General features: G+C 66.9%; 16 protein-coding genes and 1 pseudogene. 5 read left to right on the top strand and 12 right to left on the bottom strand.

The features are described 5' to 3' along the window. Positions 1–221 precede the first annotated feature (221 nt). A pseudogene (locus tag WS54_RS34160) lies at positions 222–578 on the bottom strand (nucleotidyltransferase domain-containing protein); the annotation flags it as partial. 278 nt (positions 579–856) lie between these two features. After that, positions 857–1,306 carry an HU family DNA-binding protein gene (locus tag WS54_RS04450; RefSeq protein WP_011548077.1) on the bottom strand — a complete coding sequence of 150 codons (450 nt, stop codon included), beginning with the start codon at positions 1,304–1,306 and terminating at the stop codon, positions 857–859. Positions 1,307–1,607: 301 nt separating this feature from the next. Here WS54_RS04450 and WS54_RS04440 point away from each other — a divergent pair, with 301 nt between their 5' ends. After that, the gene (locus tag WS54_RS04440) at positions 1,608–2,726 is read left to right on the top strand and encodes an acyltransferase family protein (RefSeq protein ID WP_034205149.1); all 1,119 of its coding nucleotides are present in this window, start codon (positions 1,608–1,610) and stop codon (positions 2,724–2,726) included. Between the two features lie 373 nt (positions 2,727–3,099). On the opposite strand, the gene galU is transcribed toward WS54_RS04440, so the two are convergent. Together galU and WS54_RS33910 are read right to left on the bottom strand one after the other, a co-directional pair. Then, a complete protein-coding gene (gene galU, locus WS54_RS04435; protein WP_034205150.1) occupies positions 3,100–3,987 on the bottom strand; it encodes a UTP--glucose-1-phosphate uridylyltransferase GalU in 888 nt (295 codons plus the stop codon). Positions 3,988–4,217: 230 nt separating this feature from the next. Next, positions 4,218–4,361, bottom strand: coding sequence for a hypothetical protein (locus WS54_RS33910; protein WP_006479318.1), 144 nt, complete (start codon positions 4,359–4,361; stop codon positions 4,218–4,220). A gap of 217 nt (positions 4,362–4,578) precedes the next feature. On the opposite strand from WS54_RS33910, the gene WS54_RS04430 reads away from it, so the two are divergent. Further along, positions 4,579–5,754 carry an acyltransferase family protein gene (locus WS54_RS04430; protein WP_059783964.1) on the top strand — a complete coding sequence of 392 codons (1,176 nt, stop codon included), beginning with the start codon at positions 4,579–4,581 and terminating at the stop codon, positions 5,752–5,754. Between the two features lie 393 nt (positions 5,755–6,147). Here WS54_RS04430 and WS54_RS04425 read toward each other — a convergent pair whose 3' ends face one another. The 3 genes from WS54_RS04425 to WS54_RS04415 are packed head-to-tail and all read right to left on the bottom strand — an operon-like array spanning position 6,148 to position 12,321. After that, positions 6,148–8,616, bottom strand: coding sequence for a glycosyltransferase family 4 protein (locus tag WS54_RS04425; protein ID WP_034205152.1), 2,469 nt, complete (start codon positions 8,614–8,616; stop codon positions 6,148–6,150). Further along, entirely contained in the window at positions 8,613–10,079 is a 1,467-nt protein-coding gene (locus WS54_RS04420) for a flippase (RefSeq protein ID WP_034205153.1), read from the bottom strand. Before WS54_RS04420 ends, WS54_RS04425 begins: the two co-directional genes overlap by 4 nt. A gap of 49 nt (positions 10,080–10,128) precedes the next feature. Next, positions 10,129–12,321: a hypothetical protein gene (locus WS54_RS04415; protein ID WP_059783966.1), complete on the bottom strand. Its 2,193-nt coding sequence runs from the start codon at positions 12,319–12,321 to the stop codon at positions 10,129–10,131. A 469-nt stretch (positions 12,322–12,790) separates the two neighbouring features. Between WS54_RS04415 and WS54_RS04410 the strand changes: the two genes are divergently transcribed. Genes WS54_RS04410 through WS54_RS04400 form a run of 3 tightly spaced genes read left to right on the top strand, consistent with a single transcriptional unit; the run spans position 12,791 to position 15,892 of the window. Continuing rightward, a complete protein-coding gene (locus WS54_RS04410) occupies positions 12,791–13,855 on the top strand; it encodes an acyltransferase family protein (protein WP_034205155.1) in 1,065 nt (354 codons plus the stop codon). Between the two features lie 35 nt (positions 13,856–13,890). Then, a complete protein-coding gene (gene gmd / locus WS54_RS04405; RefSeq protein ID WP_059783968.1) occupies positions 13,891–14,937 on the top strand; it encodes a GDP-mannose 4,6-dehydratase in 1,047 nt (348 codons plus the stop codon). After that, on the top strand, positions 14,924–15,892 hold the full coding sequence (locus WS54_RS04400) for an NAD-dependent epimerase/dehydratase family protein (protein WP_034205157.1): 969 nt from the start codon (positions 14,924–14,926) through the stop codon (positions 15,890–15,892). The genes gmd and WS54_RS04400 overlap by 14 nt, the downstream gene beginning before the upstream one ends. A 100-nt stretch (positions 15,893–15,992) precedes the next feature. Here WS54_RS04400 and WS54_RS04395 read toward each other — a convergent pair whose 3' ends face one another. From WS54_RS04395 to folC, 5 genes are all read right to left on the bottom strand, one after another. Beyond that, positions 15,993–17,183 (bottom strand): O-succinylhomoserine sulfhydrylase, encoded by a 1,191-nt coding sequence (locus tag WS54_RS04395; RefSeq protein WP_059783969.1) that lies wholly within the window; start codon positions 17,181–17,183, stop codon positions 15,993–15,995. Between the two features lie 259 nt (positions 17,184–17,442). After that, positions 17,443–18,975, bottom strand: coding sequence for an amidophosphoribosyltransferase (gene purF / locus WS54_RS04385; protein WP_034205159.1), 1,533 nt, complete (start codon positions 18,973–18,975; stop codon positions 17,443–17,445). A 51-nt stretch (positions 18,976–19,026) separates the two neighbouring features. Then, the gene (locus WS54_RS04380; RefSeq protein ID WP_034205160.1) at positions 19,027–19,521 is read right to left on the bottom strand and encodes a CvpA family protein; all 495 of its coding nucleotides are present in this window, start codon (positions 19,519–19,521) and stop codon (positions 19,027–19,029) included. 7 nt (positions 19,522–19,528) lie between these two features. After that, positions 19,529–20,365 (bottom strand): SPOR domain-containing protein, encoded by an 837-nt coding sequence (locus WS54_RS04375; RefSeq protein ID WP_059783970.1) that lies wholly within the window; start codon positions 20,363–20,365, stop codon positions 19,529–19,531. Between the two features lie 29 nt (positions 20,366–20,394). Then, positions 20,395–21,705 carry a bifunctional tetrahydrofolate synthase/dihydrofolate synthase gene (folC, locus tag WS54_RS04370; protein WP_034205162.1) on the bottom strand — a complete coding sequence of 437 codons (1,311 nt, stop codon included), beginning with the start codon at positions 21,703–21,705 and terminating at the stop codon, positions 20,395–20,397. Positions 21,706–21,741: the final 36 nt, after the last annotated feature.

The following is a 21,741-nucleotide window of genomic DNA, read 5'->3' as shown; positions in this document are numbered from 1 at the left end:
AGCCGGCTCGCGCGCGTTCGCTATCCGCGGCTGGCCGCTCAACCGGTAGCGCGCATCGTCGGCGCCGATGCTATCGCGACAGCATCGACTCGACCGTCCGCCGCGCGTAGCCGATGAATTCGGCCAGCGGCTCGTCCGACAGGATCGCCGCGCCCGCTTCGCCATCGAGATAGGCGGCACGCGCAGCCGCTACGACCGGCCGGCGCGCGTCCGGCAAGCGCTCCAGCACCCACGTCGCGGCGCAGCCATGCGCCGAATTGCAGTTCGCGTCGCGCCGGATGACGCCACGGCACCACGTCGCCGTGCGCGATGACGGTGACCTCCTGCGCACGCATGCCGCCGCGACCGGGCGGCGCCGACACGCCGAGTAGGTCCGACATCGGCGCGCGACGCGCCCCTTCGTCCGGGCGCACCGCGACCGTCACCAGCAAATCGATGTCGCTGCGCGGTTTTAGGCCGCCATCGAGCGCCGATCCGAACAGGTGGATCGCTTGCAGCATCGCACCGAGCCGCCGTTCGATCGCGGCGCGCGCAGCGGCGACCTGGCCGGCGATGTCGTGCGCGATGGTCTCGGTCACGATGGCAAACCTGCGGTGCGCTCGCTACGGAATGCGACGAAACAGCGCCTCGCGCGCATGAAGGTCGCCGCTCGGCGATGCGCATACGGATGCGAATGCGAATGCGCGACATGCGATCCGCTGCCCGTCGTGCGTCGGGCAACCGCTCGTCGCCACGCCGGCGGTTTGCTGCCGCGCGATTTACGCAGCGCAATAAAAATCCCCGCACGCTGTCGCGTACGGGGATCGCGGGACATCGCAACGACTGCCGACTTGCATTCGGCAGTCGTTGCGCGGCATTACGCTGCCGCGTCCTTCAGCTTCTTCAGCGCACGTGCCTTCACGCGCACGCTGGCCGGCTTCGCCGGGAACCAACGCTCTTCGCCCGTGAACGGATCCTTGCCGAAGCGCTTCTTCTTCGCCGGCACGACTTGTGCCGTGATCTTCAGCAGACCCGGCAGCGTGAACTCGCCTGCGCCCTTCTTGTGAACCGAGCCCAGCACGACGTTCTCGAGTGCGACGAGCACTGCCTTGACCGCCTTCACTTCGACAGCTGCGCGCTCAGCGATGTGCGTTGCGAGCGATGCCTTCGTGAACTTGTCCTTCAGCGGCGTCGGAGCAGCCGGTGCTGCCTTCGCGACAGCCTTCTTGGCCACTACTTTCTTCGCGGGCGCAGCCTTTTTGGCAGCCACTTTCTTGGTGGCCGGTGCGGCAGCCTTCTTGGCCACCTTTTTTGCGGAAGTCGCCATGTTTCTCCTACCAGGTGTGGTCGTTGGATACACGAAGCGTGCAACGCGCGCGCTTCAACGCCGGATTCTACAAGCGCCTTGACGCTTCGTGCAGTACTTTTATGCGTTTTCACGGGGTTTCCCGCAGGTTTTGTTGCGCGCGACCGACTTCATCGACGCTCGAGGGTCCGTTTTACGCAGGGAGCGCACATGCGCAAACCGCCCCTCACGTCGAAAAACGCCTTCACGTATACGTCCGAACGCGAATTACGTTCGATATTTGCGCACCTATACTGGGCTCGCTCAATGCCCGGATGCCTCCATGCGCGAAGTCAGATACGTCAAAGGACTCGACGGCCTGCGAGCCCTCGCCGTCATCCTCGTTTTCCTGTCCCACAAGGGCCATGTCCTTGCCGTCGACGTCGGCAAGCTCGGCGTGTGGACGTTTTTCCTCATCAGCGGATTCCTGATCGTCGGCGAGCTGCATCGCAACCGCCAGGCGGTCGAGCGCGGCACCATGACGCGCCGCCACGCGCTGGCGCTGTTCCTCGCGAAGCGCGCGCTGCGGATCTTTCCCGTGTATTACCTGCTGCTCGCGGCGCTCGCGATCGCGCACGCGCTGTTCTACCAGCGCGGCGTCAACCTCGGGCTCGCGTGGCACGCGGCGTTCCTGTCGAATTACTGGATCGGCGTCGTCAAGGACGGCTGGCCGGGCTCCACGTCGCACTTCTGGAGCCTCGCCGTTGAACAGCAGTTCTATCTGATCGCCCCGCTCGCGCTGCTCGCGGTGCCCGCCGCGCGACACGTCGCGCTCGGCGTCGCGGCCGTCGCGCTGTGCGCGCTCGCGCATCTCGCGCTCTACCTGTCGGACGCGTCGCCGGTGCTGATCTACGCGTTTTCCCCGTGGAATTTCGCGTTGATCGCGCTCGGCGGCGTCGGCGCGATGGCGCTCGCCGATCGCGGCGCGGCCGCCGCGCGCCGCGTGCCCCCCGGCTGGCTCGGCGCGGCCGGCGTCGCGTTCTTCCTCGTGCTGCCCGCCTGCACGGCGTTGCCCGATGCGGTCGCGGGGCTCGCGGATCTCGGCCTGTCCGCGTCGCTCGGCGCGCTGATGCTGTGGATCGTCAGCGAGCCCGAGCATCCGGTCGTCGCGCTGCTCGACTGGGCGCCGCTCGTCTATCTCGGCACGATCAGCTACGGCTTCTACCTGTTCCACAACCTGATTCCGGCGCGCTTCGGCGTGCTGCCCGCGTCGTTCGCGCACGTGCCGATACCGGACATCGTCCGCGACGCGCTGCCGGAAGTGCTGCAATTCGCGCTCGCCGTGCTGCTCGCGCACCTGTCCTGGCGTTATCTCGAAAAGCGGCTGCTCGACTTCAAGAAGCCGATCGCCGCGATGCTGGCCCGGCACTTCGCCGCGCAGCCGAGCGCGTCGCCGCGCTGAGCGGCACACGGACGCGGCACGCGGCAGACGCCGAATCGCAACGCCGCGATACCGGCGATGAAGTCGGCGGCCGATGGCATCGCAGCCCACGTTGCGTCATCGGGCAACGCCCACGCGCGCGTCATGCATGCCGCGCAACCCGTCCACCGATCCGGTCACGCGATGCATGCTTCGGCACCGGTTTCACGCGCGACATCCCGCGTCATCGGCACATTTCGCGCGCCGCGCGGCGCCGCCCTCCGCACATTGCCGGCACCACATGCAAGCGTCGCGCACCAGGCTCGTGCACGCGCAAACACAAAAAAGCCCCGGCGCGCGAGCGGCCGGGGCCAACGGAACAACCACCACCTGAAACGACGGAGCGCGCGGCCGCTTAAGCGACGGCAGCCAGCGCGGGCAAGCAGGTACGCAGGTACGCCTCGAATTCGCGGCTCACTTCCGGATGCTGGAGCGCGAGCTCGACGGTAGCCTTCAGATAGCCGATCTTGCTGCCGCAGTCGAAACGCGTGCCGTAGTAGCGGTACGCGAGCACCTGCTCGTTCGCGAGCAGCGACTGGACGGCGTCGGTGAGCTGCAGTTCGCCGCCCGCGCCCGGCTTGAGCTTGCGCAGGTGATCGAAGATCGTCGGCATGAACACGTAGCGGCCGACCACGCCGAGATTCGACGGCGCGTCCTCGGGCGCCGGCTTCTCGATGATGCCCGACAGCTTGATGATGTCCTCTTCCCACTCCCGGCCTTCGACGACGCCGTACGAGCGGCTGTCCTCGCGCGGGATCGTCTCGACCCCGATCACCGAGCTGTGATAGTGGTCGAACACGTCGACGAGCTGCTTGAGCACCGGCTGTTCGCCGTGCAGCAGGTCGTCGGCGAGGACCACCGCGAACGGCTCGCCGTGCACGAGCTTCTCCGCGCACAGCACCGCGTGGCCGAGACCGAGCGCTTCCGGCTGGCGTACGTAGAAGCAGTTGACGTGGCTCGGCTTGATGCTGCGCACGAGTTCGAGCAGCTTTTCCTTGCCGCGCGCCTCGAGCTCGGCCTCGATCTCGTACGACTTGTCGAAATGATCCTCGATCGCGCGCTTGCTGCGCCCGGTCACGAAGATCATCTCGGTGATGCCGGCGTTGATCGCTTCCTCGACCGCGTACTGAATCAGCGGCTTGTCGACGACGGGCAACATTTCCTTCGGGCTCGCCTTCGTTGCCGGGAGGAACCGCGTGCCGAGACCGGCAACGGGGAACACGGCCTTGGTGACTTTCAACATGTTCGCATCCTGATAGCGTTGACTGCGCCGCGTCGACCCGCGACCCGGCGCGATTGTGTTCCGAACGGCATATCGAGAATCGACGGTACTGCCAATTCCACTCCGCTCATTTTCGATATGGACTGATTGCCCAATTATTTCGGAAAAAATATAATCGCTTCAATCCGGTCGATATTGCCGAACCGATTGCCGAAGCAGAAACAAATTACCGATTTCCCGGATACAAATTCTTACGATTCGAATTCCTCGATATAGGGCACGCCGCCCCGCTCGAGGCCCGGGCGGATCGGTTCGTTCTTCAGCGCCTCGCGGTACGCCGACAGCACGGCCATGACCAACAGTACTGCAGCGCTCGCGATCCAATGCATGTCCATCTTGCCGCTCCTTGCATCAATCAACTGGAGCTTCAAACTATCAGAAAAAAATCGACAAATAATTGGCGCCCCTCGCGGGCCCGCTTTCATCCCTGAATAAACCCATGATGTGGAATACCGGAATTTTCGGGCGGGATTTTTTTATTCATTGACCGAATTCTTGCGCATTACGATTGGATGAAACTTCCCGTCCATCCGTCGCAAGGAACCGAATCGCATGCAAGCTTTCAGCGGATCGTCTCTGGCCGCGCCGCCCGTCGCCGATCACAAGGAACACGTGATCGACGCGATGCGCGGCTTCGCGGCGCTGCTCGTCGCCTATTTCCACTGCCGCCAGGTCGTCTGGGTCGGCATGCAGAGCTTCCATCATGCTTACGGTCATGCCCTGAGCCCGGGCGCGATCGCCGGTTACCTGACCTTCCCGTTCGCGTGGGGCTCCGCCGGCGTCCCGATCTTCTTCGTGATCAGCGGCTACTGCATCCACCGCAACGCGGCACTCAAGCTCGCGACCAACCCCGCGTACCGGCTCGACGCGCCGAACTTCTGGGTGCGCCGCTTCGCGCGCATCTATCCGGTGCTGCTCGCCGCGCTGCTGTTCACGCTCGCGCTCGATGCGGTCAGCCTGCAGATCGAGCCCGTCAGCCACAAGATCCGCGACGTCGGCCTCGTCGCGTTCCTCGTGAACCTGTTCTCGCTGCAGGGCGTCGCCGGCTACACGTACGGGTCGAACGGCGCATTGTGGACGCTGTCGCTCGAAGTGCAGTTCTACGCGATCTACCCGCTGCTGTTCGCGCTGCGCCGGCGCATCGGCATGCCGGCCGTCGTGGCCGCAGTCGCGCTCGTCAACGTCGCGTCGGCGTGGCTGCTCGAACGGCACGACCTGCAGTTCTTCACGTCGTACTGGCTGTCCTGGACGATCGGCGCATGGATCGCGGACGTGCGCGCGCAGCAGTCTCACGGCACGGCCGTCGTGCCGTCGCGCGCGTGGTACGTCGCGGCCGCCGTGCTGCTGGCCGCCGGCTGCGGCGCATTCCATTTCGGCCAGTACGGTGCGTTCCAGCTCTGGTCGGCCGGCTTCGCGTGCTTCCTGTACCGTGCGCTCGCCCGGCCGCCGCGCCCGACCCCGCCGCTGCGCGTGCTGAGCTGGTTCGGCGACTTCAGCTACTCGCTGTACCTGGTCCACCTGCCGCTGTTCGTCTGCCTCGGCTCGGTGCTGTTCCACTCCGAACTGCAACTGTCGATCTGGCCGTCGTTCGCATTCATGGCCGTCGCGATTCCGGTGGCGTACCTGTTCTACCGGATGTTCGAACGGCCGGCGATGATGTGGTCGGCCAGCTTCAAGCCGACCCGCGCCGCCCGCGTCGTCGCGTCGTCGCCCGAACAGGCCGTCTGAAGCGGGCCGGCCGACGCGGTCGGCCCGTCCGGAGCCCTCGCGCGGCGTCTCGCCGCGCGGGGGGTTTTTTCATGGCCGTCACGCGGTTGCGGGCCGCGTCGCCAGGGGAACGGCAGCCTGCTGCCGTCCGACCGCGCTACGGCCCGCGTGGGCGGCTCGTGGCGATATCCGCAGCTGCGGCGGCAGCGCCCGATCGCTCCATGCTCCCGACGGCCCGATTCCGTTCCGGATGACGACCGGCCACGCTTCGCGACCGACACCGACGCCGACGCCGACGCCGGGGCGCAAACCCGCCTCTCCGTCAAAACCACACGCGTCGCCCGCCGAACGGCAAAGCCCCCGCGCAGCGCGACGCCGCATGGGGGCCCGTTTCCCGCCGGCTCGCGCCGACTGCTACTTCTTCGCGTTCGCGGCCTTGGCCGCCTTGGCGGTATCCGCGAGGATCTTCTCGACCCGCTCCACGTAGGTTTCGGTGCCGAACCGGCGCACCGCGGTCGCACGCCCGCTCGCGACGAGCCGCTCGCGTAGCGCGCCGTCGCGCTTGAGCGCCGCCAGCGCATCGGCCAGCGCGGCCGCGTTGCCCGGCTCGCAGAGCAGCCCGTTGTCGCCGTCCTCGATGATCTCGACGACGCCGCCCGCGCGGGCCGCGACGACCGGCCGTCGCGCGAGCATCCCCTCGACGATCACGCGGCCGAACGGCTCCGGCGTGATCGACGTGTGCGCGACGACGTCGACCGCCGTCATGCAGGCGGCCACGTCGCGCTGGAACCCGAGGAAATGCACGCGTTCGTCCATCCCGTGCTGCGCGACGTATTCGTGCAGTTGCGCCGCATACTCGTCCTCGCCGAACAGCGGCGCGCCGACCAGCACCACGTGCATGTCGGGATGCCGCTCGGCGGCCTCCAGCAGCACGTGCTGCCCCTTCCAGCGCGCGAGACGGCTGAACGAGCCGACCAGCCAGGCGTCCGTGGGCAAGCCGAGGCGCGCGCGCAGCGCGGCCTGGCTCACGCCTTCCAGCGCGTCGAACGGTTCGGCCGAAATGCCGTTGAACACGACGTCGACGTGCTGCGGCGTGAAACCCGTCAGCGCGCGAAACGCCTGCGCGGAGGCGTCGGAGTTCGCGATCACGCGCGTGACGCCGAGCCGCGCGCAATACTTGATCGCCTGTAGCTGCTTGCCGCCGAAATGGTCGGTGCTGACGATGTCGCGCAGATGCCAGACCACCGGCTTGCGCGCGAGCCGCCCGGCGAGCGCGGCGACCACCATCGCGCGTTGCGTGTTCGCGTAGATCACCTCGGCGCGGCGCGCGCGCCGGGCGACGTCGCGCACCAGCCGCACGAGCTGCTTCACCGCGCCGAACGACACGCCGCCTTGCTTGCGCACGCCCGCGAGCGCGCCCTGCTCGACCACGTCGACGCGCGCGCCGATCTCGTCGAGCGCCGCGCGGAACGGGCCGTCGTCGAACAGCAGCACGTCGGCGTTCGCGCGCATGTGCTTCATGATCTCGAGCAGCGACAGCTCGGCGCCGCCGAGCACGCCGCTCTGATCGAGCACGAGCGTCGCCGGGCCGCGCGCGGCCGGCATCGGTGCGGCCGTGCCGCGCTGCGCGGTCGAGCCGGGCAGCGCTTGCTCCACGTAGTCGAGGAAGCGCCGCCGGAACGTATCGGCGGAAAACCGCTCCGCGTTCGCGCGACAGGCGTCCGGCGTGAAGCGCTGCGGTGCGCGCTCGAAGTCGTCGACGGCCGCGACGATCGCGTGCGGCGTCTGTTCGTCGAAAAAGAGACCGGTCGGGTTCAGGTTCGATTGCGGATCGAGCACCGTTTCGAGCGCGCCGCCCTTGCCGTATGCGATGACCGGCGTGCCGCACGCCTGCGCCTCGACGACCGAGATCCCGAAATCCTCCTCGGCCGCGAACACGAACGCCTTCGCGCGCCGCATCCGGTCGTGCAGCACCGCGAACGGCTGGTAGCCCATGATCTCGACGTTCGGGCCGGCCTTCGCCCGAATCTTCTGCATCTCGGGGCCGTCGCCGATGACGACGAGCTTGCGCTCGGGCGTGCGCGAAAACGCCTCGACGATCAGGTCGATCTTCTTGTACGGCACCATCCGCGACGCGGTCAGGTAGAAATCCTCCTTCACCGCGTTCAGCGAGAACGCGTCGACGTCGACCGGCGGGAAGATCACCGCCGCGTCGCGGTGATAGACCTTCTTGATGCGCCGCGCGATGAACGCGGAGTTCGCGACGAAGCCGTCCACCGCGTTCGCGGTACGCGTATCCCAGTTGCGGATGTAGTGCAGGATCATCCGCGCGAGCAGCGATTTCGGCCCGTGCGTGAGGTTCGACTGTTCCAGATACTGATGCTGCAGGTCCCACGCATAGCGGATCGGCGAATGCACGTAGCTGATGTGCACCTGGTCCGGCCCGGTCAGCACGCCCTTCGCGACCGCGTGGCTGCTCGAGATCACGAGGTCGTACTCGGACACGTCGAGCTGCTCGATCGCGAGCGGCATCAGCGGCAGGTAGCTGCGGTACTTGGTGCGTGCGAACGGCAGCTTCTGGATGAACGACGTCGTCACCCGCTTGCCGCGCACGAACGCACGGTCGTCGAGGAAATCGACGAGGCTGAACAGGTCCGCGTCGGGAAAGCACGCGACGATCTGTTCGAGTACGCGCTCGGCGCCCGCATAGGTGACGAGCCAGTCGTGGACGATCGCCACGCGCAGCGCGCGCGCCGGCTGCCGCGCGCCGGCGCGCTCGGCCGGCACCGCGCGGTGCAGCGCGGCGGCATCGCCCGCGTGGGCCACGGCGGCATCGGCCGTGGCGAGATTCAGGACGGCGTGTTCCGCCAGATCGCGATTCATGTCGTTTTCCTCGCATTGAGACGGACAAACAGGTCGCGCACGAGCGCGCGCAGCCCCGGGGTCATCGTGAGCGACCACGCGACGTTCAGCACCAGCACGACCGCGCACATGCCGATCGACTCGCCGAGCCCCGACCACGCCTGCGCCAGAAATAGGCTGGCGAGCAGGAAGGCGAGATGGGCGAGCATGTCGAGCACGATCGCGCGCATCCGGATCGCCGACAGGTACAGCAGCACGCCGTAGTCGACGAGCGCGCGCGCCGCGACGACCACCGCCGCGCCGATCAGCCCGAAGTGATGAATGCCGAGCCACAGGCCGCCGACGAAGAACGGCATCTCGACGAGCCCGGCGAATGCCGCGCGGGCCGGGTTCACCTGCGACTGGATCAGGATGCGCGTGACGCTCGCCTGACCGACGAGCCACACGCTGATCACCAGCACACGGCCCACCGGCGCCGAATGCGCGGCGAGATCGGCGCCCACCCACAGCGTGAGGAACGGCGCGAGCGCGAAGATCGCGACGATGCCGACCGGCGTGAACACGCCGTTCAGGAATTCGAGCGACTGGCGCGCGAGCGTGTCGGCATGGTCGCGGCCGACCGCCGACAGGCGCGGGAACAGCGTGCGCACCAGCGCGTTCGGCAGCATGTTCAGGCGCGTGACGAGGTTCTGCGGCACCGTGTAGTAGGTGACGAACTTCGCGCCCATGCCGGCGCCGAGCATCACGCGATCGAGCGTGTCGGCGATCATGCTCGTCATGCTCGCGATCAGCATCCAGCCGCCGAAGTTGAACAGCCCTTTCGCGGTGCCCCACTGCGGCGGGTCGATGCGCCGGATCCCGAGCACCTTGATGCTCGCGTGACCGAGCATCGCCGCGGCGATCAGCCGCGCGACGACGGCGGCGGCGAGCACCGTCTGCAGGTTCGGCGCGATCCACCACGCGGCGCCGAGCGGCAGCAACTGGAACAGGAACGTGCCGATCGTCTGGTTCGTGTTGAACACGCCGAACCGTTCGGCGCCGTTGATCGCGCCGGCGAACACCCACGACACGTTCGCGAGCGGAATCGCGAGCGCGAGCCACGGCAGCGCCAGATACACCTCGTGCTGCATCGCGGCCGACACTTTCGTGAAATACGCGGTGTAGACGAACGCGCCGAAGTAGATCAGCAGCCCGCCCGCGATGCCGGTGCCGAGATTCAGCCAGAACGCGCTCCAGAACACCCGCGCGCTTTCGTCGGCGTTGCCGCTCGCGAGCGCCTTCGAGATGTGGTTCTGCGCGGCCATGCTCATCCCGAGATCGAGGATCCCGAAATAGCCGATCAGCGTCCACACGAGGCTGACGACGCCGTAGCGTTCGACGCCGAGCGCATGGATATAGGCGGGCACCGTCACCAGCGACACGAAGGTCGGCAGGATCAGCCCGATGAAGTTGATCGAAACGTTCTTGAGTATGCCTTTGTCCATGCTCATGCCTTGTGTGACGGCGACGACGTCGCGAGCGGCGCGCCGCCCGTCACGGTTTCCAGCGATACATCAGCACCTTGCCGCGCGCGTCTTCCTCGACGAACACCAGGTATTCGCCGTTTTCGCGCCGGAATGCGCTGATGCCGAACGGCACGTCGACCCAGCCGGACGCCTTGCCGACCTCCGCGCCCGGGCTCATCACGCCCACTTCCTTGCCGGTGTCCTTGTCGTACACGTGGATCTTGCCGACCGGCTCCACGGTGAAGATGTAGCGGCCCTCGACCGTGATCCCGATCAGGTCGAAGATCGGCTTCGCATCGAGCTTCCACGGCAGCGCCACCTGGTAGCGCAGGACCGGCGAGCCCGTCGACCACTTGTCGAAGCGGATCAGCACGCGCCCCACTTCCTTGTTGATGCCCGGCTGCGGCGGCGCGTCGGCCGTGTAGCCGGTCACGTACAGCGTGTCGGTCTGCGGCTCGTAGATCGCACGGCGCAGCTGCGTGAACGGCTGCGGCATCGGGTAGGTCGTGACCTTGTCGTACGAATAGATCGGGGTGCCGGCCTTGTCGACGCCGCCGTACTGGAAGCGGTGGATGCCGCGCACGTCGCTCGTGCGCCAGATGTCGCCCTTCGTGTCGACCCACCAGCCCCAGCCGCCCGCCTTCGCCTTGCCGGTCGTGTTCATCTCGAACTCGTCGGCGTCGATCCGGCCGTTGCCGTTCGCGTCGCGCCACAGCCAGTCGCCGCCCGGCGGCTTGTTCGGCACCTTGTCGACCGGCCGCGCTCGGCCCGCGATCAGGCCGGACGGAATCGCGACCTCGCCGTCCCGCTTCGCGTCGAAGCGGTAGATCTTCAGGTGATCGGCGTACATGTCGGTCAGGTACAGGAACGTGCGGCCGTCGACGCGCCGCGCGATCGGCATGCCCGGATACTGGTCCGTGTGGAACACCGGATCGTCCGGATACTTGAAGCGGTTCGACAGGAAGCCGACGTACTTCCAGTCCTGGCCCGGCGGCTTCGACAGGTCGAGCTCGAAGCGCTTGTTGCCCGTGTACACGCTGTTCGGCCGCGCGGGGTCGAGCCATGCGCCGTCGACGAACAGCAGCCCCTGCACCTGCCAGCGCAGCTTGCCGTCCGGCGTATAGCTTTCCAGTACCGCGCCGAGCCCCGCGCCGATCGTGTCGTGGCGCGGCCCGATCCCGTTCATCGACACATAGATGTTGCCGACACGGTCGACGCCGACGCCCGTCAGCCCGTTGAAGCGCTGCGGCCCGGGCCGGCCCGGCACCGGGCCCGCGAAAATGCCGCCGCGCTCGCCGAGCGTGCCCGACTGCGCATAGCCCTTGCCGCCTTTCGAGAAGATCAGGATCTGCTGGCGCGGCCCGTTGTCCGCGACCAGCACGCGCCCTTTCGCATCGACCGCCACGTCCACCGCGTCGGTGCCTTCCGGCAACGCCGGCGCGTCGTCGAGCTTGCTGCCGTCGGCCCGCACGTGCACCAGATGCGCAGGCCCGCCCAGCGTATCGGTCAGCAGCCACAGCGTGCCGTCGCCCGCGAGCGCGATGCGGCCCGGCTCGTGGGCGCTCCACGTGCCCTTCCGTTGCATCGTCTCCGCGTCGTACACCTCGACCGCGTCGCGCGACGGATTGGTCGCGAACAATGACTTGTCGTCGGCCGCGAGGCCGCCCACCTCCGCCTTCGCGTCGCCCACTTCCGAGCGCGCGGGCGCCGGCACCTCGTTCATCACCATGAAGCTCGCGGCCATCCGCGCGCGGCCGGCGTCGGCACGCCCGCCCGGCGCGACTTGCGGCGACGCGCGAAACGGCGCCGGCTGCTTCATGTCGCCGATCGTGCGCCGCGAGATGCCGAACCATTGCTTGCCCTTGTCCGGCCAGATGCCGGGCGACTGCAGGTGGCCGCGCTCGTTGCCCACGCCGATCGCGACGTACGCATATTTGCTGTTGACCGCGATCGCGTTGCCGCCGAGATTGCCCCAACCGTGCGTGCCGCCGGCGAAGCCGAGCATCTTCCCGTCCTGGTACACGCTCGCCTCGGCGCCGCTCTCGTCCCACGGCGCATTCGTATACACCTTGCCCTCGGGCGTCACCGCGATCGCGCGGATGTCGATCTGCGTCCATGCGCCGTCGCCATACCCGAACGTGTTGCCGATCCACGACGTCGTCGCGGGCAACACCGTTTCGGCCGGCACGGCGCTCGTCAGCAGTGCCGCGCATACCGTCATGCCAACCAGAATCAGACGTCGCAATGCGCTTCTCCAGACTCGATACAACAGCGACCGGCGCCGCCACGGATCGCCCGCGGCCGCGCCCTGTCGCTAAATGGGTTTCAAACGTCGCGATGCAGGTTACAAGCAAAAATAATCACAAGAAATTTGGAAATATTTGGGGATGTTTCTGCCTGAAATATCGAACCGGAACAGCCTGTAAATGACGCCCGGAAACGGCAATAACGACCGCCCGTCGACCGTCGCCGTGTAGAAAATTCCGCTCTGCGCCGCCCGTCGTGCCCGCCCGGCCGCCAACCTTTCATCTCGCGATCGTAATAACCGGCATTTGGATGTTTGCCGGCAGATAAATGTCGCGCGTTTTTTTACCGATTTCTTTTCCCTAGAATCGATTTCGATTTCATATTCCATTTAAAGGCATGCAATACGTACACGCATCGGATGCGGGTCGTGAAGGAGCCGCGCGATGACGGCCCTGTCGCGCCCCGCCGACCTCGCCCCGCCGCAACACGGCCGCATCGTCCAGCTCGACGGGCTGCGCGCGATCGCGGTCGGCGCCGTGTTCCTGCAGCATGCGCTGAAGGCGCCGCTGTGGATGGGCGTCGATCTGTTCTTCGTGCTGAGCGGCCTGCTGATCACCGGCATCCTGCTCGATCGCAAGGCGCGCGGGCAGTCGTACTTCAGCCATTTCTATGCGCGCCGCGTACGCCGCATCCTGCCGCCGTACGTGCTGCTGCTGGCGGTGTCGACGCTGCTGTTCGGCGCGAGCTGGCTGCCGCATTGGCCGTGGTTCGCGTTCTTCTCGACCAATATCGGGCTGTCGCTCGGCAGCATCGGCCATGACAGCCTGAACGTGCTGTGGTCGCTCGCGGTCGAGGAGCAGTTCTACATCTTCTGGCCGTTCGTCGTGCTCTGGTGCTCGGAGCGCGCGCTGCTGTGGGTCGCCGCCGCGCTGATCGTCGCGGCGCCGGTGCTGCGCGCGATCGCGACACCGTGGTTCGATTCGTTCTGGCCGATCTACTACCTGACGCCGTTCCGGATGGACCTGCTCGCGGCCGGCGCGTTGCTCGCGATCGTGCTGCGCCGCGACCGGCGCGCGCTGGAGCCGTTCTATCCGCTCGCGATCGTCGGCGCGCTCGTGTCGCTGGCGATCCTCGGCTGGCTGCACCTGTCGTTCCCGCGCTTTCGCGCCGCGAACACGCCGCTGTCGAATGCGGCGCTCTACAGCATCTCGCTGCTGCTGTGCACGTCGATCGTCGTGATCGCGCTGCGCGGCCGCGGCCTCGTGCAGCGCGTGCTGACGAACCCGCTGCTCGTCTACGTCGGCACCGTCAGCTACACCGTCTACCTGATCCACCTGAGCGTGCTGTACGCGCTGTGGCCGCTGCACCTGAACCGCTTCGTCACGGCCGCGCTCGCGCTCGCGATCACGCTCGCTTACGCCACGCTGAGCTGGTACGGCTTCGAACGGCGCCTGACGCGCGGGCCTGCGCGCCGTGCGTTGCCCGCTGCCGCCGGCACGACCGCCTGAATTTCATCATCCATCGCTTCTACCAGGACAACGCCATGAGCCAAACGCGTAAAAAGGCCATCATCACCGGAATTTCGGGGCAAGACGGTGCGTACCTGACCAAACTGCTGCTCGACAAGGGCTACGAGGTCACCGGCACCTACCGCCGCACCAGCTCCGTGAATTTCTGGCGCATCGCCGAGCTTGGCGTCGACACGCATCCGAATCTGACGCTCGTCGAACACGACCTGACCGATGCCGGTTCGAGCCTGCGCCTGCTCGAACGCACGCAGCCGGACGAACTCTACAACCTCGCCGCGCAAAGCTTCGTCGGCGTGTCGTTCGACCAGCCGGCGACGACCGCCGAGGTGACCGGCATCGGCCCGCTGAACCTGCTCGAGGCGATTCGTGTCGTGAGCCCGAAGACGCGCTTCTACCAGGCGTCGACGTCCGAGATGTTCGGCAAGGTGCAGGCCATTCCGCAAACGGAAACCACGGCGTTCTATCCGCGCAGCCCGTACGGCGTCGCGAAACTGTACGCGCACTGGATGACCGTGAACTACCGCGAATCGTATGGCCTGTTCGGCAGCAGCGGGATCCTGTTCAACCACGAATCGCCGCTGCGCGGCCGGGAATTCGTCACGCGCAAGATCACCGACACGATCGCGAAGATCAAGCTGGGCAAGGCGACCCGCCTCGAACTGGGCAATCTCGACGCGAAGCGCGACTGGGGCTTCGCGCTCGAATACGTCGAAGGCATGTGGCGGATGCTGCAGGCCGACGAGCCCGACACCTACGTGCTGGCAACCAACCGGACCGAAACCGTGCGCGACTTCGTGCGGATGGCGTTCGCGGCGGCCGGCTACCAGATCGAATGGACCGGCAAGGGCGAGCAGGAGCGCGGCCTCGACGCATCGACCGGCAACGTGCTCGTCGAAGTGAACCCGAAGTTCTACCGCCCGGCCGAAGTCGATCTGCTGATCGGCTGCGCGGACAAGGCGAAAAGCAAACTCGGCTGGGCACCCAGGACGACGCTCGAACAACTTTGCCAGATGATGGTCGAAGCGGATTTGACGCGGAACCAACACCATGACACGTTCTGAAACCGGGCGTCCGTCGCGCCGTGCGTTCGTCACGGGCCTGACGGGCTTCACCGGTCGCTACATGGCCGAACGCCTGCAGGCGGCCGGCTATGACGTCTGGGGCACGATCGCGCCCGGCGCGCCCCGCCCCGCCGATCCGGCGTTCGCACACTGCACGCTGGTGCCCGTCGACCTGCTCGACGCGGATGCAATGCGCGCGGCCGCGGCCGACGCGCGACCCGACGCGGTCGTGCATCTCGCCGCGCGCGCGCATGTCGCCCAGGACGAGCCGTCGCAGACCTACGCGGTCAACATCGTCGGCACGCGCAACCTGCTGGCGGCGCTCGCCGGCCTCGACCGCCGCCCGTCGGCCGTGCTGCTGGCAAGCAGCGCGAACGTCTACGGCAACTCGACGGCCGGCGTGCTCGACGAAACCGTCGCGCCTGCCCCGGCGAACGACTACGCGGTCAGCAAGCTCGCGATGGAATATGCGGCCAAGCTATGGGCCGACCGGCTTCCGATCGTGATCGCGCGGCCGTTCAACTACACGGGCGTCGGCCAGAGCGATGCGTATCTGCTGCCGAAGCTCGTCGCGCACTATGCGTCGAACGCACCGCGGATCTCGCTCGGCAACCTCGACGTGAGCCGCGATTTCTCCGACGTGCGCGACGTGACAGCCGCCTATCTGAAGCTGGTCGAAACCGCGCCGGCCGGCGAGACGTTCAACGTCTGCTCGGAGCGCGCGTATTCGCTGAAGGAAGTGCTGGCGATGCTGTCGCGCATCGCCGGCTACGTGATCGACGTGACGATCGATCCGCGCTTCGTGCGACACAATGAAGTGAAAAGCCTGAGCGGGTCGCGCGACAAGCTGCGGCGCGCGGTAGGCGAATTGCCTGTCACGCCGCTCGACGAGACGCTGCGATGGATGGTGGACGCAATGCGTGCCGCTCCGCACGGGCAGCACGCCGCCGGCTGAACGAGAAAACACGCGCGCGACGGCATGCGCCGAAACGACAACGGGCCGCTCTTTCGAGCGGCCCGTTTCATCGATGCCGAACGAACCTCGGCCGTATCGGTCAACCGTCCAGACCGCGCGCCAGATCGTTGCGAATGTCGCCCGCGTGCTCGAGGCCGACCGCGAGGCGGATCAGCCCTTCGGTGATTCCCGCCGCCGCACGCGCTTCCGGCGTGATGCGGCCGTGCGTCGTGGTGGCCGGATGCGTGATCGTCGTGCGCGTGTCGCCGAGGTTGCCGGTGATCGACACCAGCCTGGTGCCGTCGATCACGCGCCATGCGTTCGCGCGCTGCTGCTCGGGCGTGTCGCCCTTCAGCTCGAACGACACGATCGCGCCGCCCGCCTTCTGCTGGCGCTTCGCGAGTTCATGCTGCGGATGCGATTCGAGCCCCGGATAGAACACGCGCGCGACGGCCGGATGCGCGTCGAGCCAGCGCGCGATCTCCAGCGCGTTCGCCGACTGCTTTTCGACGCGCAGCGACAGCGTCTCCATCCCCTTCAGCAGCACCCACGCGTTGAAGGCCGACAGCGTCGGCCCCGCGCTGCGCACGAACGGGAACACCTTGCCCATGATGAATTCCTTCGAGCCGACCAGCGCGCCGCCGAGCACGCGGCCCTGCCCGTCGAGGAATTTCGTCGCCGAGTGCATCACGACGTCCGCGCCGAGCTTCAGCGGCTGCTGCAGCACCGGGCTGCAGAAACAGTTGTCGACGACGAACAATGCGTTCGCGGCCTTCGCGATCCTGCCGATCGCCTCGATGTCGGCGAGCTCGGTCAGCGGGTTCGACGGCGTCTCGAGGAAGAACATCTTCGTTTCCGGCCGCACGGCTTCCTGCCACGCGTTCAGGTCGGTCGGGTCGACGAAGGTCGTCGTGATCCCGAACTTGCTGAAGATCTGCGAGAACATCCCGAGCGTCGAGCCGAACAGGCTGCGCGAGCTGACGAGGTGGTCGCCCGCCTGCAGCGCGGACATCACGACCGACATGATCGCGGCCATGCCCGACGCCGTCGCGATGCACGCCTCGCCGCCCTCGAGCGCGGCGAGACGCTCCTGGAACATGGTGACGGTCGGATTCGTGAAGCGCGAGTACGTGAAATAGTCTTCCGAATTCGCGAAGCGCTCGGCCGCGTCGGCCGCGCTCGAGAAGCAGAAGCTCGACGTGAGGAACAGCGCTTCCGAATGTTCGTTGAAGTCGCTGCGCAGCGTGCCCGCGCGCACGGCAAGCGTGTCGAAGTTGAGGGAGTCGTCCATGTTCCGTTTTCCGTATTCGATGGCCGCGCCGACGGTCGTGCATGCGGCGCGGACCCGGTCAAAACCCAGGCCAAAAACAAAAAGCCCGCTATGCGTCGGCATCAGCGGGCTTCGGTGCGGTACGACAGCGATCGACTCGGGCCGGCTGCCGCCGGCCTTCGCTTTAGCTGTTTTGGGAAGTTGCCCCGCGTCCGCAAGCTGATATCAAATCGACGCAAGGCCACATCCTATCACGCCTCGATAAAAGCGTGCGCCGGCGTTACTCGACCGACAGTTGCAGGTTCATCTGCGAACGCTCGGTGTCGCCGGCCGTGTCGCGATCGGCCTGCGACGCCGGCGTGAGGCGCGCGCGCTCGATCGCATCGAGATACTCGGGCGTCACGTCGCCCGTGATGTAGTTGCCGTCGAAGCACGACGCCTCGAAGCGTTCGAGCTTCGGGTTGATGTCGCGCACCGCGCGGCGCAGGTCGTCGACGTCCTGGTAGATCAGGTGGTCGGCGCCGATGATCTTCGCGACTTCTTCGTCGGTGCGGCCGTGCGCGACGAGCTCGCCACGCGTCGGCATGTCGATGCCGTACACGTTCGGGAACTTCACGGGCGGCGCCGCCGACGCGAAGATCACCGACTTCGCGCCCGCATCGCGCGCCATCTGCACGATTTCGTGCGAGGTCGTGCCGCGCACGATCGAATCGTCGACGATCAGCACGTGCTTGTCCTTGAACTCGATGCTCATCGCGTTGAGCTTCTGGCGCACCGACTTCTTGCGCACGGCCTGGCCCGGCATGATGAAGGTGCGGCCGACGTAGCGGTTCTTGAAGAAGCCTTCGCGATACTCGACGCCGAGCTTCGCCGCGACCTGCATCGCAGCCGGACGCGACGAATCGGGAATCGGCATCACGACGTCGATCGGCACGTTCGGCAGCTCGCGCTTGATCTTCTCGGCGAGATAGTCGCCCATGCGCAGGCGCACGTTGTAGACCGGCACGCCGTCGAGGCACGAATCCGGACGCGCGAGATACACGTATTCGAACATGCACGGATTCAGCGTCGGGTTCTCCGCGCACTGCTGGCTGTGGAAGTTGCCGGCCTTGTCGATGAAGATCGCTTCGCCCGGCTCCAGGTCGCGCACGAATTCGAAACCGATGCCTTCGACCGCCACCGACTCCGACGCGACCATCCATTCGGTGCCGTGTTCGGTCTCGAGCTTGCCGATGCACAGCGGCCGGATGCCGTACGGGTCGCGGAACGCGAGCAGGCCGTAGCCGGCGATCAGCGACACGATCGCGTACGAACCCTGCAGGCGGCGATGCACGCCCGACACCGCCTTGAACACCGACGCCGGATCGAGCTCGAGGCCCGTGGTCGACAGTTGCAGCTCGTGCGCGAACACGTTGAGCAGCACTTCGCTGTCGGAATTGGTGTTGATGTGCCGGCGGTCGATCCGGAACATCTCGTCCTTCAGTTGCTGCCAGTTCGTCAGGTTGCCGTTGTGCGCGAGGATGATCCCGAACGGCGCGTTCACGTAGAACGGCTGCGCCTCGGCCTCGCTCGACGCCGAGCCGGCCGTCGGGTAGCGCACCTGGCCGATGCCGTAGGTGCCGGGCAGGCTGCGCATGTTGCGCGTGCGGAACACGTCGCGCACCATGCCGTTCGCCTTGTACATGTGGAAATTGCTGCCGTCCGCCGTCGCAATGCCCGCCGCGTCCTGACCGCGATGCTGCAGCAGCAGCAGGCTGTCATAGATCAGCTGATTGACCGGGGATTGGGAGATAACACCTACGATGCCGCACATGGCATGTCCTTCAAGATGACAAAATCGGTTCCGTCCTGCCCGGCCGCGTCGTCACACGCGTACGTACTGGGCCATGCCGTCGGGCAGGAGCTGCTTCAGCTCGTGCACGCCCTGTTCGGCAAAAGGACGCAATAGCGCATTGCGCCAGAAATCCTGTTTGGGCAGTTCGGTCAGCCCGGCCGCCGCGACCAGCAGCACCACCAGCACGCAGCCGCGCACCAGCCCGAACATCATGCCCAGCGAGCGGTCGACGCCGCCCAGGCCGCTCGCCTGCGCGATCCGCGACAGCAGCGCGTTCGCCACGCCGGCGACCAGCACGACGCCGATCACGAGCAACGCGAAGGCGATCACCCACTGCGTCAGCGCGCCGCCCGGCCAGTTCGCCGGGATATACGGCACGACCAGCCCGACGTAGCGGCTCGCGATCACGATCGCCGCGATCCAGCCGATCAGCCCGAAAATCTCGGACACGAAGCCGCGCCACGCGCCGCGCAGCGCCGACAACGCGATCACCGCCAATACAGCGTAGTCGAAAGCCGTCAGCATCGTGGCATTACTGCGTCAGACCGGCTTCGCGCACCTTCGCGATCGCGGCGGAGGCCGCCGAGCGATCCGCGAACGGGCCGGCACGCAACAGTGTAGCCGTGCTGCCATCCGCCTGCTTGCGATGCTCGACATATGCGGGTACCCCCGCCGATTTCAACTTGGCCGCCCACGAACGGGCCGTCGCGTCATCCTTGAACGAACCGAGCTGCACCGCGAAGCGCGCACCGGCCGGCGATGCCGGCGACGATGCGTCGCCGCTGTCCGGGCTGGCGGCGTCGGCATTCGCGACGGTTGCGGGCGCAGGCTTCGGCGCGGCCGGCTTCGGCGCGGGAGCAGCCGGCTTCGGTGCGGGCTTCGGCGGCGTCACGCTCGCGGTGGTGGTCGTATCGGGTTTCGCGGTCGGCTTGGCGGCCTCCTTCGGCGCGGGCGCCGGTGCGGCCGCAACGGCCGTGTCGGAGGCCGGCGGTTCGTCGTGCGCGACGCCCGCCTGCACGTCGGCCGCATCATCGTCGCGCGGCGCGACCGCCTGGTGCGCGGGCCGGTTCGGGATGTCGATCGCGATGTCGTCGGTGACCGGCTTCGGGTGCGAATCGAGCACCATCGGCAGTACGATCACCGCGGCCACGACGAGCGCGATCGCGCCGACGAGGCGACGGCGCGCGCGTTGCTTTTCTGGAAGGGTCGGATCGAGGAGCAGTGCGTCCGATTCCGGACGCTCGGTGCGGCGCGAGCGTCGCTCGACGCGTTCAGTGCGCTCCGTGCGCACGTTCCGGGAGGCCCCGGTACGACCGCCGCGCCGCGGGGGCGCGTCGTCGTCTTTTTTGCCGAACGAGAAAATTCCCATGAATGGCTGAGTCCGAAACTGCCCGTCAGTCAGTGTTGCTGCGATTTACGGTAGGCCAGCACGCCGGCAACCGTATGGAAACTGCCGAAAACCACGATTCTATCATTCTCGGATGCTCTTTTTAGTGCATCGCGAAACGCTTCCGCGGGCGACGCGTAACGCGTCACGCTCGAATCGGGCCCCTCCGCCACGCCGGCCTTGCGCAGCGCGGCTTCGAGCTGCTCCGCGGAGGCCGCGCGCGGCAGCGGTAGATCGGTCACGCACCAGTGGTCGATCTCGCCCTTCAGATGCTGCAGCACGCCGTCGATGTCCTTGTCGTGCATCGCGCCGAACACCGCGTACGTGTACGGGAAGAAGCCCATGTTGCCGAGGTTCTGCTCGAGCACGGCCGACGCGTGCGGATTGTGCGCGACGTCGAGCACGATCGCCGGCTTGCCGGGCAGCACCTGGAAGCGCCCCGGCAGCTCGACGTTCGCCAGCCCGAGCCGGATGTCCTGCGCGGACACCGGCAGCACCGGGCGCAGCGCCTCGAGCGCGGCGAGCGCGGCCGACGCGTTGATCAGCTGATTCGCGCCGCGCAGCGCCGGATACGCGAGCGCCGGATAGCGCTTCTCGCGGCCGAGGTAGCTCCATTGCTGACGTTCGGCGCCCGCCTGCGCTTCGTAGCGAAAATCGCGGCCGACCAGCCACAGATCCGCGCCGATCGCTTCGGCGTGGTCGATCAATGTCTGCGGTGCGGCCGGATCGCCGCAGATCGCCGGCTTGCCCGCGCGGAAGATCCCGGCCTTCTCGAACGCGATCTTCTCGCGCGTGTCGCCGAGATATTCGGTGTGGTCGATGTCGATGCTCGTGACGATCGCGCAATCGGTATCGATGATGTTGACCGCATCGAGCCGGCCGCCGAGGCCGACTTCGAGAATCACCGCGTCCAGCCCGCGCGACGCGAACAGATGGAGGATCGCGAGCGTCGTGAATTCGAAATACGTGAGCGACACGGGCTCGGCCAACGACGTGCGCGCGGCTTCGACGGCCTCGAAATGCGGCAGCAGTTCGTCGTCGGTCACGTTGTGCCCGTTCACGCGGGCGCGCTCGTTGAATTCGAGCAGGTGCGGCGACGTGTGGCAACCGACCTTGTAGCCCGCGCGCACGAGAATCGTCTCGAGGAATGCGCAGGTCGAGCCCTTGCCGTTCGTGCCGCCGACGGTGATCACCGGGCATGCGAATTCGAGCTGCAGCGCCGCCTTGACCTGCCCGATGCGGGTGAGGCCCATGTCGATGCCGACCGGGTGCGCGCGTTCGAGATGCGAAAGCCACGCGTCGAGAGTGGGAAAAGTGCTCATCGGATCAAATCTGGATCGGTACCGCCACTACGCCAA

This window comes from Burkholderia sp. NRF60-BP8 (assembly GCF_001522585.2).
In the GTDB taxonomy this organism is placed as follows: domain Bacteria; phylum Pseudomonadota; class Gammaproteobacteria; order Burkholderiales; family Burkholderiaceae; genus Burkholderia.
The sequence above is the reverse complement of the archived record's forward strand: the minus strand, read 5'-3'. Positions and strand labels throughout refer to the sequence as shown.

Excerpts from the sequence above, each read along its gene's own strand:
- WS54_RS04450 (WP_011548077.1), bottom strand. The coding sequence starts at position 1,306 with ATGGCGACTTCCGCAAAAAAGGTGGCCAAGAAGGCTGCCGCACCGGCC.
- WS54_RS04440 (WP_034205149.1), top strand. The coding sequence starts at position 1,608 with ATGCGCGAAGTCAGATACGTCAAAGGACTCGACGGCCTGCGAGCCCTC.
- galU (WP_034205150.1), bottom strand. The coding sequence starts at position 3,987 with ATGTTGAAAGTCACCAAGGCCGTGTTCCCCGTTGCCGGTCTCGGCACG.
- WS54_RS33910 (WP_006479318.1), bottom strand. The coding sequence starts at position 4,361 with ATGGACATGCATTGGATCGCGAGCGCTGCAGTACTGTTGGTCATGGCC.
- WS54_RS04430 (WP_059783964.1), top strand. The coding sequence starts at position 4,579 with ATGCAAGCTTTCAGCGGATCGTCTCTGGCCGCGCCGCCCGTCGCCGAT.
- WS54_RS04425 (WP_034205152.1), bottom strand. The coding sequence starts at position 8,616 with ATGAATCGCGATCTGGCGGAACACGCCGTCCTGAATCTCGCCACGGCC.
- WS54_RS04420 (WP_034205153.1), bottom strand. The coding sequence starts at position 10,079 with ATGGACAAAGGCATACTCAAGAACGTTTCGATCAACTTCATCGGGCTG.
- WS54_RS04415 (WP_059783966.1), bottom strand. The coding sequence starts at position 12,321 with ATGACGGTATGCGCGGCACTGCTGACGAGCGCCGTGCCGGCCGAAACG.
- WS54_RS04410 (WP_034205155.1), top strand. The coding sequence starts at position 12,791 with ATGACGGCCCTGTCGCGCCCCGCCGACCTCGCCCCGCCGCAACACGGC.
- gmd (WP_059783968.1), top strand. The coding sequence starts at position 13,891 with ATGAGCCAAACGCGTAAAAAGGCCATCATCACCGGAATTTCGGGGCAA.
- WS54_RS04400 (WP_034205157.1), top strand. The coding sequence starts at position 14,924 with ATGACACGTTCTGAAACCGGGCGTCCGTCGCGCCGTGCGTTCGTCACG.
- WS54_RS04395 (WP_059783969.1), bottom strand. The coding sequence starts at position 17,183 with ATGGACGACTCCCTCAACTTCGACACGCTTGCCGTGCGCGCGGGCACG.
- purF (WP_034205159.1), bottom strand. The coding sequence starts at position 18,975 with ATGTGCGGCATCGTAGGTGTTATCTCCCAATCCCCGGTCAATCAGCTG.
- WS54_RS04380 (WP_034205160.1), bottom strand. The coding sequence starts at position 19,521 with ATGCTGACGGCTTTCGACTACGCTGTATTGGCGGTGATCGCGTTGTCG.
- WS54_RS04375 (WP_059783970.1), bottom strand. The coding sequence starts at position 20,365 with ATGGGAATTTTCTCGTTCGGCAAAAAAGACGACGACGCGCCCCCGCGG.
- folC (WP_034205162.1), bottom strand. The coding sequence starts at position 21,705 with ATGAGCACTTTTCCCACTCTCGACGCGTGGCTTTCGCATCTCGAACGC.